This window comes from Amycolatopsis balhimycina FH 1894 (assembly GCF_000384295.1).
GTDB lineage: Bacteria > Actinomycetota > Actinomycetes > Mycobacteriales > Pseudonocardiaceae > Amycolatopsis > Amycolatopsis balhimycina.
Genome location: NZ_KB913037.1, coordinates 10438556 through 10453498 on the forward strand (window position 1 = coordinate 10438556; position 14943 = coordinate 10453498).

Genomic DNA, 14943 nt, shown 5'->3' on the forward strand with positions numbered 1-14943 from the left:
GTGCGGCTCAGAGGTCCACTATGCCCCGCGCCGCCCGGCGCGCGGCGGTGGCGTCCCGGCGTTCCTCGAACCGGGACGCCTGGGTGTCGAGTCCCTTGATGAACGTCGCGAGCTCTTCCCGCGCGGCTTCCCCGACCGCGCCGAGGCCGGTCAGGTCGAAGACCTTCCAGTAGCGCAGCAGCGGCTGGACGACGTCGTCGTGGTGGATCCGCAGGTCGTAGATGCCGGCCTTGGCCATCAGCGCCGCCTTGCGCGCGAAGCTCGGGATCACCGCGCCCGGCATCGCGAAGTTGAGCACCTCGTCGGTGATCGCGCGCATCATGGCGTCCGGCGAGATCTCCAGCGCCGCCTTGACGAGGTTGCGGTAGAAGACCATGTGCAGGTTCTCGTCCGTGGACACCCGGGCCAGCAGCCGCTCGGCCAGCGGGTCCTGGGTGTAGCGGCCGGTGTTGCGGTGCGAAAGCCGGGTCGCCAGTTCCTGGAACGAGACGTACGCGCAGACGTTCAGCAGCGGCTTGTCGCCGGTGTCGTAGCCCGCCTGCATGGTCTCCATCCGCATGCGCTCCAGCTCGACGGGGTCGACGGCGCGGGTGACCAGCAGGTAGTCGCGGATGCAGATGCCGTGGCGGCCCTCTTCGGCCGTCCACCGGTGCACCCAGGTGCCCCACGCCCCGTCGCGGCCGAACGCGCGCTCGATCTCGCGGTGGTAGCTGGGCAGGTTGTCCTCGGTGAGCAGGTTGACTTCCAGCGCCGTCCGCGCGATCGGGGTCACCCGGGACTGCTCCGGGTCCCACGCCTCCCCGCCGAGCTCGGCGAAGTCGCGCCCCTGGCTCCAGGGGACGTACTCGTGCGGCATCCACTCCTGGGCGGCGGCGAGGTGCCGGTTGAGGTTCTCTTCGACCGTGCCTTCCAGTTCGTGCAGGAGACGGGTGGTTTCGGGAACCGGCATGGGGCAACGTCCTTCCGTACCTACGCAACCGTAACTTACGGTGCCGTAGGATACGACAACGGACACGGGCGCCGGGTGGTTCCCGAGGCTCAGCCGGTGGGGGATACGAGGTCGAAGACGTAGTCCTTGAGGATGGGCCCGAAGAAACTGTTCGCGGTGATTCGCACCACAGCGCGCCCGGGGACCCCGTGAGCCTGGCCGAGGATCGCGCACTTCGCGGTGGGATCGGCGGGCACGACCTTCGTGATTTCCGGTGACGTACCGGCCGCCACCGGGATGGTGTACGACGGCGCGCCGGCGTCGAAGCCGCCGATCGTCCGGCCGCCGACCACGATCTCGATCGCGAGGGGTCCGTCCGTCGGGACGGGCAGACCGTTGAACTCCTGCCAATAGCGCACGCAGGTGTCGCGCCACGTGCCCGCGTCGGCCTCGTGGGCGGCGAGCTTGGCCTTGACCTCGGCGAAGCGCCGCGCATCGAGGCAGGGTTGAAGCGATTCCCAGGCCTGGCGCATCCACGACACGTAGTGGACGCCCGTCTGGTAGCGGTACACCAGTTCGTCCCAGAAGATCCGGCCGCTGCGCAGCCGCCGGTCCCAGGGCACGTGGTGGAACCACATCAGCAGGTTCTCGGGGACGGCGTCGATGTCGGCGTAGCGGGCCGCGAGCACCGGGAAGTACTGCGCGGTGAAGCCGCTGCCGGTGGGTGAGCGGTCGTAGCCCAGCCCGGCGCGGTCGGCCCGGTTGTAGTACACCGGGCTCCAGTCGTCCCGCGCCAGCCGTTCGGCCGGGTTGGGGCCGTAGTGGTCGCTGGACCGGAACTGGTGCGCGACGCCGAGCGGCGTCTGGTAGCTCACCAGCGCCTCCCGGGAGCCCAGCATCATCGCGACGATCGTCCGGACGACGGAGTCGCGGTTGCTCCACGTCAGCCGGACCCAGTCCTCGGCGATGCTGTGGGCGTCCAGGGTCCAGTCCCAGGCCAGCCTGCCGAAGGCGTACAGGTTCGCCTGCGCGAAGTGGTGCCCGGTCAGGTCGTCGGCATTGCCGAAGTTGGCGACGCCGACGATGGCGCTGTCCGGGTGGCCCTGGGCCGTGCCGTCCACGACGTGGCCCACCAGGCGCTTCTCCAGCAGCCGGCCTTGCTCGTCGGTGGCGTACGTGTCGGATTTCAGGACCTCTTCCCACAGCGGGCCGAGGTAGCACAGCATCGTGTTCTGCCCGGTGTACTCCTGGGTGACCTGCAGCTCCAGGGCCTGGTTGGTGTGTTCCATCCGGCCGAAGAGCGGATTGGCCGGCTCCCTGGCCTGGTAGTCGAGCGGGCCGTTCTTGGTCTGCAGGAACACGTTCGCCGCGAACCGGCCCTTCGTGCCGTCGGGCTGGGGCTCCTCGTCGATGGGGCCGAACTCCAGGTAGGCCCGCTTCAGCCGGTCCACGTCCACGTCGGCGTTGTAGACGAAGGTCCGCCAGAAGATCCGCATCCCGAGCGGCGCCACCGCCGCCGCCATGCCGTTGGCGCCGTCACCGTGGTCGTAGCCCAGGTCCTGAGGACCTGGCTGGCCCTCGGAATTCGCCTTCACGGTGAAGCCCATGAAGTCGGGTATCGCGGCCTGCAGTTGCCGGGCCCGGCGGGTCCACCAGCCCCGGAACTGGTCGCTGTAGGGATCCAGCTGTTCGCGGGTCAGGGTGTCGGGGGCGAACCGGGCATCCGTCGGTGCCGCGTAGTTGATGGACAAGGCCGGCTTGACGCCGTACGGGCGCAGCGCGTCGGCCAGGGCGGCTTCCTGCTCGATGGCGGCCGGGGTGAGGTAGAAGCTGTTGGCGTTGACGTTGTTGATCGTGATGCCGTTGATCCCCACGGAGGCCATCGCGCGCGCCGCCACGAGATACCGGTCGAGGATCACCGGCAGGTTCAGGCCGGCGGAAGCGCCGGTGGCGGCGAAGTCGAAGATCGCCCCGTTTTCGCCGTTCAGCCCGCCGGTTCCGGCCGCGTTGTTCCCGGCGTAGAGGCGCTCGGTTTCCCAGTAGTTCAGGTACCGGTGGTGGATCCGGGGGACCGACCGGATGTCGAGGTTAGTAACGGATTGCCGGGCCTGCAGCCGCCGGAGGAAGGCAAAAGTCCCGTACAGGGCGGCGAGATCGGTGGTGGCGGCGATGAAGACCGAACTGTGCCCGCCCCGGGACACCGAGCGGATGAGGTAGCCCTCGGCGCCGAGCGAGGTCAGGTCGCGCGCGGGGACGAGCCGGCGCACGAGGGACGAGCTGTCCGGAGTGCCCACGACCACCGCGCGATCGGGGAACCCGCCCTGCACCGGCACGGGCCGGCCCAGCAGCCCGCCGAGGCCGCGGACGAGTTCGTCCCGCGCCGCTTCCAGGGTGCTTTCCACCAGGTGCTCGGTGGATCCGGGGGCCATGCTCAGGTTCGTCGTGTGGCGGTGGACTTTGGTCCGGCCGGCGTTTTCCACGACGATCGCGCCGAGCGCGGCGCGGTACCGGGCGAGGAGGCCGGGATCGCCGATCGGTTCGTAGCGCAGCCACAGGTCCGAGCCGTCGTAGCCGCTCGGAAAGGCACTCGGCGGACTCGCCTGCGCCGCGGCCGCGCCGAACACCGACGTGGTCAGGGCGGCTCCGCTGCCGATCAGGAATGAGCGCCGGCGCAGCCCGCTCAGCTCGTTCTCGTCGTGGAGAGACAAAGTTCCCCCAGCGTGGTCCCGAGTATTCAGTTCGTTTCTCGCACTATTGCGGGCGTGGTCCGAGGTGTCAAGAATTGGCGATATACCGTGGAATTCCGAAAGTTTCGGCGTGTCGGGGACGGTGTGCTCCGGCCCGGTGATCGACCGTGTCAGACTTCGCGGCGATGCTCACCCCAGCCGATCTCGCCGACCTGCTCGAATGCGAGCACCGCAGCATCCTCGTCCAGGCGCTGGCCGCGGGCCTGCCGGGGGCGCCGCGGCCCGGCGAGCCGGACGCCCCGAGCGGCCGGGCCGTGGCCGAGGCGATCCTCGCCCGGTTCCGCGCCGAAGGCCGCGAAGTGGCCGAGATCGACGTCCGCGATTCCGCCCTCGCCGCGAAGGCGACGGAGGAGGCGGCGCGGTCCGGGGCCGCGGTGATCCATCGCGCTGTCCTGCGTGACGACGAGTTCTCGGGTCAGGTGGACTTCCTGGTCCGGGACGACGAAGGCCGCTACGAGGTGTACGACGCGAAGCCGGTCAGGCACGCGACGCCCGCGGCGGTCGTGCAGCTGACCGCGTGCGCCGACGTGCTGCGCCGGGCCGGTTGGCCCGCCGGGCCGCACCTGCACCTGGGACTGAGCGACGGCGGCACCCGGACGCTGCGGGTCGAGGACTTCCGGCCGCTCGTGGACCGCCTGCGGGCCCGGCTGCGCGGGCGGGCGCCCCGGCTGCCGGTCCCGCTGTGGGCCGACGAACGCCCGGCCTGCGCCGGCTGCGGGTTCGGCCGGCACTGCGCGTCGGCCAGGGAAGCCGACCGCGACCTCTCGCTCGTGGCCGGGATGCGCGGTGACCAGCGCCGCAAGCTCGCGGCCGCCGGGCTGGGTTCGATCGACGCCCTGGCCGCGGCCGGCCCCGGCGACCGGCCGCGGGACCTGTCCGTGACGTCGTTCGCGGCCCTGCGCGCCCAGGCCGCGCTGCAGGTCCGGCAGGACACCACCGGCGAGATCGCCTACGAGATCGTCGACCCCGGCGCGCTGGCCACCCTGCCGTCACCCGCGCCGGGTGACGTGTTCGCCGAGGTGGCGGGCGACCCGCACGCCCTCGCAGGCGAGGGGCTGGAGTACCTGTTCGGCGCGGTCGGCGACGGGCGGTTCACGCCGTTCTGGGCGCACAGCCGCGCCCAGGAGCGGCGCGCGTTCGAGGACTTCGTCGACTTCGCCGCGGCACGGGTCGCCGAGCACCCCGGCTCGCACGTCTACCACTACGCGCCGTACGAAGTCACCGCCATCAAGCGGCTCGCGGCGGTGCACGGCACCCGCGAGGAGACCGTCGACCACCTGCTGCGCAGCGGCGCGGTGGTGGACCTGCACGCGGTAGTGCGCAAGGCGCTGCGGGTGTCGCAGCGGTCGTACTCGATCCGGCACCTCGAGCCGCTCTACCAGCCCGGCGCCCGCGGGAAGACCGCGGTGTCCGACGTCGAGGCGTACGAGGAGTACCTGGCGCTCGCGCAGTCCGGCGAGCCGGAACGCGCGGACGAGGCCCTCCGCCGCATCGGCGAGAACACCGAGGACGACTGCGTCTCGGCGCGGCGGCTGTTCGAGTTCCTGCACCGGGTCCGCGACGACGCGGGCATCGCCGTCCCGGAGCCGGCCGTCGAATCCGCCGAGGACGCGCTGCTCCGCGCGGCCGAGGAGGACGTCGCCGCCGAGCGGCGTGCCGAACGGGCCGCGCAGCTGGCCGCGCTGGTCGACCCCCTGCTCGACGGGCTGCCGGACGACCCGGGCCGGTTCACCGCCGACGAGCGGGCCCGCGCGCTGCTGGCGGCGTCCGTCGGCTACCACCGCCGCGAGACGAACCCCGCGTGGTGGGAGTACTTCCGGCGGCTGGCCGCCCCGCTCGGCGACCTCGAAGTGGACACCGCCTGCGCCGTGCCGGTTTCGCTGGAGGCAGGGGAGTGGGTGCCTCCGGCCGGGCGGGCGCGCACCGCGAAGCGGACGCTGATGCTGGCGTGCGACCCCGACCGGCCGCACCCCTTCGCGCCGGGCGACGACGTGCGGCTGCGCTACGGCGACACCGCCCGCGACGCGAAGGTCGTCACCGCTTCGGCCGTGGAGCTGACGCTGGAGGAGAGCTGCCCGCCGGACGCGACGACGAACGACCGGCCGACGGCGGTGCTGCCCGGCAGCCCGGTGCGGCCCTCGCCCAAGGACGAGGCGGTCGCCGAGCTGGCCCGCCTCGTCGTCGGCACCCTTCCGGCGCTCCCGCGGCACCCCGGCGTCGACCTGCTCCGCCGGACGCCGCCACGGCTGCGCGGCGGCCGGGCGCTGCCCGAGCCGGGGGAGGACCTGGTCGCCACGGTGATCGAGGCGGTCGACGCGCTCGACGGCTCCGCGCTCGCCGTGCAGGGTCCGCCGGGCGCGGGCAAGACCTACCTCGCCGGGAAGCTGATCGCCCACCTCGTGCGCGCCGGGCGGACCGTCGCGGTCACCTCCACGAGCCACAAAGCCGTCGAAAACGTGCTGAGCGCGGCCAAGAAGAGCGCGCCGGAGCTGCCGTGCGCCAAGCGCGCGAAGAAGACGCCGGACCCGGCCGCGCCGTGGGACCAGCCGAAGAGCAACCCGGCGCTGGTGAAGTGGCGCGAAGAGCACGACACCGGGCACCTGGTCGGCGGAACCGCGTGGACGTTCGCCAACGCCGCGATCCGCGAGGAACCCTTCGACCTCATGATCATCGACGAGGCCGGCCAGTTCGCCCTCGCGGACGCGCTCGCGGTGTCGGTGTGCGCCCGCAACGTCCTGCTGCTGGGCGACCCGCAGCAGCTGCCCCAGGTGGTGCAGGGGACGCACCCGGCGGGCGCCGAGGCTTCGGCGCTGGGGCACCTGATCGGCGACGCCGACATCATGCCGCCGTCGCTGGGGTACTTCCTCGACGAGACCCGGCGGATGCATCCGGCCGTGTGCGAACCGGTGTCGAACCTCTCCTACGCCGGACGGCTGCACGCCCACCCGTCGGCCGCGGTCCGCGTCCTGGAGGGTGTCACCGCGGGCCTGTACCTGGCCGAGGCCGACCACCAGGGCAACACGACCCGATCGGTGGAGGAAGCCGCCGCCGTCGTCCGGATCGTGTCCGAAGTGCACGGTCGCATGTGGACGGACCACGGGCCGGCACGGCCACTCGGCGACGCCGACATCCTCGTCGTCGCCCCGTACAACCTGCAGGCGCGGACGGTGACCCGGGCCCTGGCGGACGCGGGCTTCCCCGGCGTCCGGGTGGGCACGGTCGACCGGTTCCAGGGCCAGGAGGCGCCGGTGGTGATCGCGACGATGACGTCGTCGTCGGCGGTCGACCTGCCCCGCGGCCTCGACTTCCTGCTGTCCCGCAACCGGCTCAACGTGGCGTTGTCGCGGGCGCAGGCACTCGCGGTCCTGGTGTGCTCACCCCGGCTCGTCGAAGCCGACATCCGGACAGTGGACCAGATGCGCCTGGTCGCCGGCATGATCGGCCTGATGGCCGCAGCGCGCCCCTGGCCGGCCGGGTAGCCGCTCAGCTGGGCGGTTCCACCTCGCCGGCGTCTTCGTCGACGTCTTGGGTGCCGGGGTTCTCCCGCTCGACCTCGGGAACTTCCACGTCGAGGTCGACGTCCGGGGTCCCGGGCGGGCGGGGTGCGTCGGGGCTCAGCGGCCCGTGTTCGGATTCGGTCATGGCAGCCGGTTACCCGGCGGTCAGGGTGAGGAACCGCCGAACGGGCCTGGATCACGGGGGCCGATGCTGATATTCCTCTGTGCGTGACCAAGGACGTGATCGACCTCCACAGCGTCAACCCGTGGGAAGTGTCGTTCCTGCGCGAGGAGGTGGGCGCCTACTTCGCCCACGGCGTCGAACTCGCCCCGGGCGCGACCGTCCTCGACGTCGGCGCCAACATCGGGGTCTTCTCCGCGGCCGTGTACGAGCGGCTGGACGGCGACGTGCGGATCTACGCCTTCGAGCCGATGCCGCCGCTCCACGAAACCCTGGAGCGCAACGGCCGCGACTTCTTCGAGGGGCGGCTGACCGCGCTGCCCTACGGGCTGGCGGCCGGTGAGGACGAGCTCGACTTCAGCTACTTCCCGGCCGCGACGATCTTCTCGTCGTCGTTCCGGGACGAGGGGAACGTCGAGGCCGAGCGGCGGCGGGTCACCGCCAGCGTCGTCGAGATGATCCGCCGGGGTGGCCTGGGCGCGGGATTGCGCCGCGTGCCGGCGCCCGTCCTGCGCGGGCTCGTCGGGCGCAAGCTGCGGGTGATGCGGGAGCTCGAAACCCACCGCGTCCGCGTCCGGCCGCTGTCGGCGGTGCTCGACGAGCAGGGCATCGACCGCGTCGACCTGCTCAAGGTCGACGTCGAAGGGGCCGAGCTCGACGTGCTGCGGGGGCTCGAGGACCGGCATTGGCCCCTGGTCCGGCAGGCGGTCGTCGAAGTCGAGGGATGGCGGCAGCACCGCGACACGGTCCGTGACCTCTTCGCCGCGCGAGGTTTCGCGGTCGAGGTGGTGCAGGACCCGGTCCAGGAAGCCGCGGACATCGGGATGGTGTTCGCGGTCCGCGCCGGCTGACGCGGTGGCCGCGCCGGGCTCGGCGTTGCATACTGCAGGTATGCCGCCGAAGAACCCGGAGCCCGCGCGGTGAGCCCGCGCGAGGGGCCCTCCCGCCCGAAGTTCGGCCGGATCGATCCGTACTGCCTGCTGGCCGTGCTGCCGGTGCTGTTCGTCGCCGGGATCCTCGGCGCGCTGGTCAACGTGCCGCTGGGGCTCGGCTTCGCCGCCCTCGCGGGCTTGATCCTCCTCTTCGACTCCTGGGCCAACCGTCCCGGCCCGGTGCCACCCGCGGCAGCTCCGGCGCGGGCGCGGCGCCCGGCACCGGCGCGCTCACCGGCTCGGGCGCCCGCTCGCATGCCGCGTCCGGCGGGGCCCCGGGCGCCCGTCCGCGCCCCGATCCGGCGCGCAGGGCCGCCACCCGCCACGCGATGAGCCGCGTGGCCCGCTGAGCTTCCTCAGCCGCCGACGTGGATGCCCGGACGGCGGGCGGGGTCCTTTTCGGCGGTGCGGATGATTTCGCGGACCACGGGCGCGGTGTCGCCGCGGCCGAGCAGGAGGTAGCGGAACAGGTGCCCGAGCGGGTTGCCTTCGGCCCATTCGAAGTGGCACTGGGGCCGGACGCCGGTCGCGTCCCGCAGCGCCAGCAGGATCGCGGCGATCGCGTTGGGCGCGGCGGGACTGTCCGTGCGGAGGATCCGGTGCCCGTCGACATCGACCCCGCGGACCTTGAGCACGTTGCTGAACTCCGACGGGTCCACGACGTCGATTTCGAGGAAGAGGACGTCGGCGGCGCCGGGAACCGGGTTCAACGCCCGTTGTTCGGCTTCCTTGGCGGAGTACTCGGCGTCGTCCCCGCCTTGGCGGCGGTTGGCGATGATGTTGAGGGCACCGTCGTTGGCCAGCGAGTCGGCGATGAACCGGCGGGCCTCCTCGTCGAATTCGATGTGCTCGGCACGCAGTTCCGTCGTCCGCGAAACCCGGGAGACCAGCGAGACGACGATGATCCCGAGGATGAACAGGGCCGAGATGGCGATGCCGTCCGGCTTTTCGATGACGTTCTCGACCAGGGCGTACAGCAGCACGAGGGTCAGCACGACGAACCCCGCGGTGGCGCCGTGCCGTCGCCGCCGGATCGCCGAGATGCTCACCGCGACCGAGCCGGAGACCATCATCGCCAGGATCCCCGTCGCGTACGCGCCGGCCTGGGCGTTGACGTCGGCACCGAACGCGATGGTGATGAGGACGCTGATCGCCGTGTAGACGAGCACGACCGGCCGGACGGCGCGGCCCCATTCCGGGGCCATCCCGTAGGAGGGCAGGTACCGGGGGACGATGTTGATCAGCCCGGCCATCGCCGACGCGCCGGCGAACCACAGGATCAGGACGCTGCTGATGTCGTAGGCGGTCCCGAAGATTTCGCCGAGTTCGTGGTGGGCGAGGTAGGCCATCGCGCGGCCGTTGGCTTCCCCGCCGTCCTTGAACGCGTCGGCCGGGATGAGCACAGTGGTGACGAAGCTCGTCGCGATCAGGAACACCGACATGATGAGGGCGGCCGCGGTCAGCAGCTTCCGCGTGTTGCGGATCCGGGATTCCAGCTTCTCTTCCGCGGTCTTCCCGTCGGCGGCGACCAGGGGCATCATGCTGACGCCGGTCTCGAACCCGGACAGACCCAGCACGAGCAGCGGGAACGCGAGCACGGCCGGCCCGATGACGCCGGTGAACCCGCCGCCGCCCGCGGTCAGCGCGTCGGTCCAGCGGGAGAGGGCCGCGGAGTCGCCGAGCAGGTCGATCACGCCCGCCACCGTGACCACGGCGTTGAGCAGCAGGAAGACCGCGACGAGCGGGATGGCGACGCCGACCGCTTCGCTGAAGCCGAGCAGGAACACGCCGCCGAGGACCAGCAGCAGCACGACGGTGATGAGCACGGCGTGACCGTGCAGGAAGCCCGGCAGGTACGGGTTTTCCAGCATGTGCACGGTGGCGTCCGCCGACGACAGGGTGATCGTGATGATCCACGAGGTGGCGACGAACCCGAGCAGGGTGAGGACGAACAGCTTGCCGCGCCAGAACGGCAGCAGGTTCTCCAGCATCGCCACCGAGCCCTGGCCGTGCGGGCTTTCCGCGGCCACCCTGCGGTACATCGGCAGCATGCCCAGCAGCGTCAGCGCGACGATCAGCAGGGTCGCCAGCGGCGAGAGCGCCCCGGCGGCGAGTGCGGCGATCCCCGGCAGGTACGAGAGGGTGGAGAAGTAGTCGACGCCGGTCAGGCACATGACCTTCCACCAGGCCTGCGGCGTGCCGTGGTCCTCGCCGCCCGCGCGGCCGACCGGAGCCACCCGGTGCTCCAGCAGCCACCGGGCCACGCCGGAAGCCGGCGGCTTCGGTGCCACCGGGCTGTCGACCTTCGCCGGCACGGTCAATTCGGGTGAAGCACCCATCTCGCCCTCTCGTCCCCGCAAAACACCGGCCACCAGCATGCCCGAGCCCGGCGCGCCCCCGCGCCGGGGGCCGGTCCACAGGGGACAGCGACGGGCCGGTGACGACAGGAACGAGTCGTTCACCTCGTCGGACGACAGGAAAGAGTCGTTCATGACGTCCCGGCGACCCGCCTAAGGCGACCGCTGTCCCGGCCGCCGCCGGTCGATCAGGGTCAGAACTCGTCGGATGCGGTGAGTTCGTGCTCGAAGGCGTCCGCCCGGGCGACGACCGACTTGAGCGGGCGCTCGAACTCCTCCTGGATGCTCAGGTCCTCCAGGGGCACGGTGTGCTTGAGCAGGGCGACGCCGTCCACGACCGCCGCGCCGCCGACGGCCGAGCCGCCGGCGAGTTCCAGCAGCTTCCGCAGGTCGATGCGGTCGGCCCAGCCGACCGGCGAGGAGATCTCGATCCACGAGCCGCCGTCGAGCTCGGGGAGGTGGTGCACCGTCACCTGCTGAGTCCGGTCCTGCGGGCCGTCGAGCCGGAACCGCAGCCAGCCGTCCCGTTCTTCGAGGACTTCGTACCGCGTCCGGACAAAGTTGATCACGTCGATCCAGGTGGTCACCCGTTCCGCCTCCCGCTCCGGCCTGCCTGCGCGGTCGCAGCATCTCACGTCCGTACCGGGCCCGGCATCGGGGATGGTCCCGGACATGCGGCCGGTGTTTAGCCCGGCCGGCAGCGGCTACTCGTCGTAACGGACGACGTGCTCTACCGTGAAGCTCGAAGGAGGTGGACGTCGTGCCGCCTTTCCGGCGTGACCTCGAGGTCGCCGGAGCCCTGGCCTGCGGGGTGCCGCGATGAACCGCGACCCGGTCCGTCTCGCCATCGGCCGCCGCGAGGAGGCGACCGTCGTGACGGTCACCGGCGAGCTGAACCCCGCGTCGTACCCGTCGCTGCGCGATGGCCTGCTCAAGATCGCGACGGACGCGCCGGACGGCCTGGTGGCCGACATCAGCGGGCTGACGATCGAAGATTCGTCGCTGGTGAGCGTTTTCTCCCTGATCGCCCTGCGGATCGGTGACTGGCCGGGCATCCCGTTCACGGTCGCGGCCGGCGAGGCCGGCCACCGGGTGCTGCTGAACCGCCACGTCGTCGACCGCTACGTCCCCGTCCGCGCCGACCTGGCCGCGGCGGTGGTGGCGCTGGACCCACCGGTGCGACGGCGGTGTGAACGCGTCTTCCCCCGTGCCGACGCCAGTTCGGCCCGCTCCCGCGACTTCGTCACCGCCAAGCTCACCGAGTGGGCCGTGCCGGAACTCGCCGGCGACGCCCGCTTCATCGTCACCGAGCTGGTCGAAAACGTGCTGAGGCACACCGCGTCGGAGCCGCGGCTGCGGCTCGACCTCCGCCACGGCGTGGGCACGGTGGCCGTCGCCGACCACGACACGCGGCCGGCGATGTTGCTCGAACGGCTTTCGCCGTTCGAGCCCGGCATCGGGCTGAAGCTGGTCGCGCAGATCGCGCGCACGTGGGGCTGCAGCCGGTCGTGGGCCGGTGGGAAGGTCGTCTGGGCCGTCCTGTCCCCGCCGCCCGGCGCCGCCGATGATCGTCGGGCCGGGTAGCGGTCCCGGAACGCGCCTGACTACTTGGTGAGCGCCGAGATCCGGTTCAGGACCTCCTCCTGGCCCAGTGCCCGCGTGATCGCGTGGAGGTCGGGGCTGCGCGTCGACCCGGTGAGCGCGATGCGGATGATCTGCGAGGCTTCGCGGATCGAGCCGGGGAACGCCTCCGGGTTCTTCTTGAACTCCTTGGCGTTGCGGGCGAAGCCGTGCTTGGCCGCGACGGCGCGGATCTGCTCGAACCACTCCTGGCCGTCGTCGAGCTGGCGGTAGTCGGCGGCGAAGTCCCGGGCGACGGCCTGCACGACCACGCGGTCGACACCGAGCGCGGCGATGCGTTCGTCGTCGGGACCGCTGACGGCCGCGTGGAGCTGGGGGAAGAAGAAGCCGTAGACGGGGCGGAATTCGCTCCACTTCTTCAGGTCCTTGCGGGGATTCTCGGCGCCGTCGCGCTCGACGGCCAGCGCGCGCAGGGCCAGGTCGGGCTCGTCGTCGAGGACCCGGCGCAGTTCGGGGTCGAACCGCTCGGCCCAGGAGCGGACCGCGGCCAGGATCTCGGCGCCCGAGAGGGTGGCGATGTGATCCGCCGCGATGTCGTCGAGCTTGACCAGGTCGACCAGCGGGCCGGCGACGCCGCACTCGTCGAGGTTGATCGGCTCGGTCAGGGCCTGCTCCAGCGGCATCTCCGCGAGCCGGCCGTTGACGAGGCCGCGCAGGTAGTACAGGACGGCTTCGGCGGGGTAGCCGGCCTCGATGAAGAAGTCGACGGACGCTTCCGGGTCCTTGCGCTTGGACAGCTTGCGCTTGCTGCCGCCCTCCTGCTTCATCAGCGGCGCGATGTGCGCGTAGGTGACCGGCTCGAAGCCGAGCGCGTCGAACAGCTGCTGGTGCACCGGGACCGACGAGATCCACTCGTCGCCGCGGATCACCAGGTTCACCCGCATGAGGTGGTCGTCGACGGCGTGGGCGAAGTGGTAGGTCGGCAGCCGCGGGCTCTGGTCGGAGCTCTTGAGGATGACGACGTCGTTGCGGTTGGCCTCGGCTTCCAGCGGGCCGCGGATGGCGTCGGTGAACCGGGCGCGGGCGCCGGTGTCGTCAGGGGCGCGGAACCGCACGACGTACGGGTCGCCGGCGTCGAGCTTGGCCTGGACGTCGGCCGGGTCGGCGTCGCGCCAGATCGCCCAGCTGCCGTAGTAGCCGGTGGGCAGCTTGGTGGCCTGCTGCCGCTGGGTGATGGCGGCCAGCTCCTCCTTCGTGGCGAAGTCGAGGTAGGCCTTGCCCTGGCGGAGGAGGTCGCGGACGTAGGTGAGGTAGATCCGCTCGCGGGCGGACTGCTGGTAGGGGCCGTAGCCGCCGCCGCGGCCGAGGTCCTCGTCGGCGGCGAGGTGGAAGTAGGAGAAGCCGCGCTCGAACTGCGCGAGGGCGCCTTCGACCTCGCGGGACTGGTCGGTGTCCTCGACGCGGACGAGGTAGCGGCCGCCGGAGCGCCGGGCGACGTCCTGGTCGATGAGGCCGACGTAGATGCCGCCGAGGTGCACGAACCCGGTCGGCGACGGACCCAGGCGCGTGACCAGCGCGCCTTCGGGGAGGTCGCGGGCGGGGTACTGCTGCTCCCAGTGCTCGGGCTCGGGCAGGTCGGCAGGGAAGAGGGCGTCGATGACCGCTCGGTCCGGCATTGGGTGTTCTCCCCGCGTCGTGGTGCGCTTTCGTCGGCGAAGCTGGTCGTTTTCGCCGACGAAGAGCCTAGCCGGGTGGCCCGCCGGCCCGTCCGGGCAGGTGGTGCTGGGCCGAGGTGTTCACTTCATTCGTGTCGGTGCCCCGTGTGACACTGCGGGCGTGATCATCGTCTTCGAGGCGCGGCTGTGGGAATGGGATGCCCGGCGCACCGACAGCTGGGTCTTCGTCAGCCTGCCCGCCGACGCGTCGGACGACATCCGCGAGCTCGCCGCCGAGCCGCGGCGGGGCTTCGGTTCGGTGCGCGTCCGGGTGACGATCGGGGCCACCAGGTGGCAGACCTCGATCTTCCCGGACGGTTCGCGCGAGGCCTACGTCCTGCCCCTCAAGCGGGCCGTCCGGGCGGCCGAAGGCCTCGACGTGGGGGACACCTGCACCGTGACCGTGGAGCTCGTCGGCTTCTGATCGCGCGATCGGCGCGAAACGCGATCGGCGGCCGAACGGATCTGCCATGATGCGGACACAGGCCCCGAACCGCGCAAAGGGAGACACGATGTCCGCCGAGATGGACGAGCTGATCGCCCAGTTCCAGAACTTCCAGAGCAAGGTGCGCCAAGCCGAGGCGCGCTTCGCCGGTGTGGGGGACATGCAGGAGCGGATCGCCCGGCTCGAGACCACCGTCACCTCGCCGGACGGGACCGTGACGGTGACCGCGGGCGCCGGCGGGACCATCACCGGCCTGCGGCTCACCGCCGGGGCCACGCGCGTGGAAGCGGGGCAGCTCGCCGCGACGATCATGGACACCATCCGCCGGGCGGTGGCCGGGGCCGCGCAGCAGCAGGCCGGCATCGTGGACGACGCCTTCGGCGACGCGTTCGGCGTCGACGTCTCGGCGCAGGTCCGCGAAGCCCAGGCCGAGGCGTTCGGAACCACGGCGGCCGAGCCCGCGTCGGAGCAGCAGCCGCGGCCGCCGTCGCGGCCCGCCCGACGGCCCGCCGAGGACGACGACGACTTCGGCCAGGGCCCCATCCTCCGCCGATCCTAGG

Annotated in this window: 12 protein-coding genes; 6 read left to right on the top strand and 6 right to left on the bottom strand. The window is 71.8% G+C overall.

Annotated features, from left to right (window positions below; translation table 11 throughout):
- Positions 1–7 precede the first annotated feature (7 nt).
- Together A3CE_RS0147875 and A3CE_RS0147880 are read right to left on the bottom strand one after the other, a co-directional pair.
- Positions 8–949, bottom strand: a complete 942-nt coding sequence (locus A3CE_RS0147875; RefSeq protein WP_020647253.1) for an acyl-ACP desaturase — start codon at positions 947–949, stop codon at positions 8–10.
- Positions 950–1038: 89 nt separating this feature from the next.
- A complete protein-coding gene (locus A3CE_RS0147880; protein ID WP_020647254.1) occupies positions 1039–3636 on the bottom strand; it encodes an alpha-glucuronidase family glycosyl hydrolase in 2598 nt (865 codons plus the stop codon).
- A 164-nt stretch (positions 3637–3800) separates the two neighbouring features.
- Here A3CE_RS0147880 and A3CE_RS0147885 point away from each other — a divergent pair, with 164 nt between their 5' ends.
- A complete protein-coding gene (locus A3CE_RS0147885) occupies positions 3801–7154 on the top strand; it encodes a TM0106 family RecB-like putative nuclease (protein ID WP_020647255.1) in 3354 nt (1117 codons plus the stop codon).
- A gap of 4 nt (positions 7155–7158) precedes the next feature.
- Here A3CE_RS0147885 and A3CE_RS57150 read toward each other — a convergent pair whose 3' ends face one another.
- Positions 7159–7317: a hypothetical protein gene (locus A3CE_RS57150; protein WP_020647256.1), complete on the bottom strand. Its 159-nt coding sequence runs from the start codon at positions 7315–7317 to the stop codon at positions 7159–7161.
- A gap of 83 nt (positions 7318–7400) precedes the next feature.
- Here A3CE_RS57150 and A3CE_RS0147895 point away from each other — a divergent pair, with 83 nt between their 5' ends.
- Together A3CE_RS0147895 and A3CE_RS53070 are read left to right on the top strand one after the other, a co-directional pair.
- A complete protein-coding gene (locus tag A3CE_RS0147895) occupies positions 7401–8204 on the top strand; it encodes an FkbM family methyltransferase (protein WP_020647257.1) in 804 nt (267 codons plus the stop codon).
- 69 nt (positions 8205–8273) lie between these two features.
- Positions 8274–8618 carry a hypothetical protein gene (locus A3CE_RS53070; protein ID WP_051183852.1) on the top strand — a complete coding sequence of 115 codons (345 nt, stop codon included), beginning with the start codon at positions 8274–8276 and terminating at the stop codon, positions 8616–8618.
- A 23-nt stretch (positions 8619–8641) separates the two neighbouring features.
- Here A3CE_RS53070 and A3CE_RS0147905 read toward each other — a convergent pair whose 3' ends face one another.
- Both A3CE_RS0147905 and A3CE_RS0147910 read right to left on the bottom strand, forming a co-directional pair.
- A complete protein-coding gene (locus A3CE_RS0147905; protein WP_020647258.1) occupies positions 8642–10624 on the bottom strand; it encodes an APC family permease in 1983 nt (660 codons plus the stop codon).
- A gap of 212 nt (positions 10625–10836) precedes the next feature.
- A complete protein-coding gene (locus A3CE_RS0147910; protein WP_020647259.1) occupies positions 10837–11229 on the bottom strand; it encodes a hypothetical protein in 393 nt (130 codons plus the stop codon).
- A gap of 232 nt (positions 11230–11461) precedes the next feature.
- On the opposite strand from A3CE_RS0147910, the gene A3CE_RS53075 reads away from it, so the two are divergent.
- Positions 11462–12226 carry a hypothetical protein gene (locus A3CE_RS53075; protein WP_020647260.1) on the top strand — a complete coding sequence of 255 codons (765 nt, stop codon included), beginning with the start codon at positions 11462–11464 and terminating at the stop codon, positions 12224–12226.
- A 20-nt stretch (positions 12227–12246) separates the two neighbouring features.
- Here A3CE_RS53075 and A3CE_RS0147920 read toward each other — a convergent pair whose 3' ends face one another.
- Positions 12247–13899, bottom strand: coding sequence for a glutamate--tRNA ligase (locus A3CE_RS0147920; RefSeq protein WP_020647261.1), 1653 nt, complete (start codon positions 13897–13899; stop codon positions 12247–12249).
- 160 nt (positions 13900–14059) lie between these two features.
- On the opposite strand from A3CE_RS0147920, the gene A3CE_RS0147925 reads away from it, so the two are divergent.
- Complete coding sequence (locus A3CE_RS0147925; RefSeq protein ID WP_020647262.1) at positions 14060–14362, top strand: DUF1905 domain-containing protein; 303 nt, start codon at positions 14060–14062, stop codon at positions 14360–14362.
- A gap of 88 nt (positions 14363–14450) precedes the next feature.
- The gene (locus A3CE_RS0147930) at positions 14451–14942 is read left to right on the top strand and encodes a YbaB/EbfC family nucleoid-associated protein (protein ID WP_020647263.1); all 492 of its coding nucleotides are present in this window, start codon (positions 14451–14453) and stop codon (positions 14940–14942) included.
- Position 14943 lies beyond the last annotated feature (1 nt).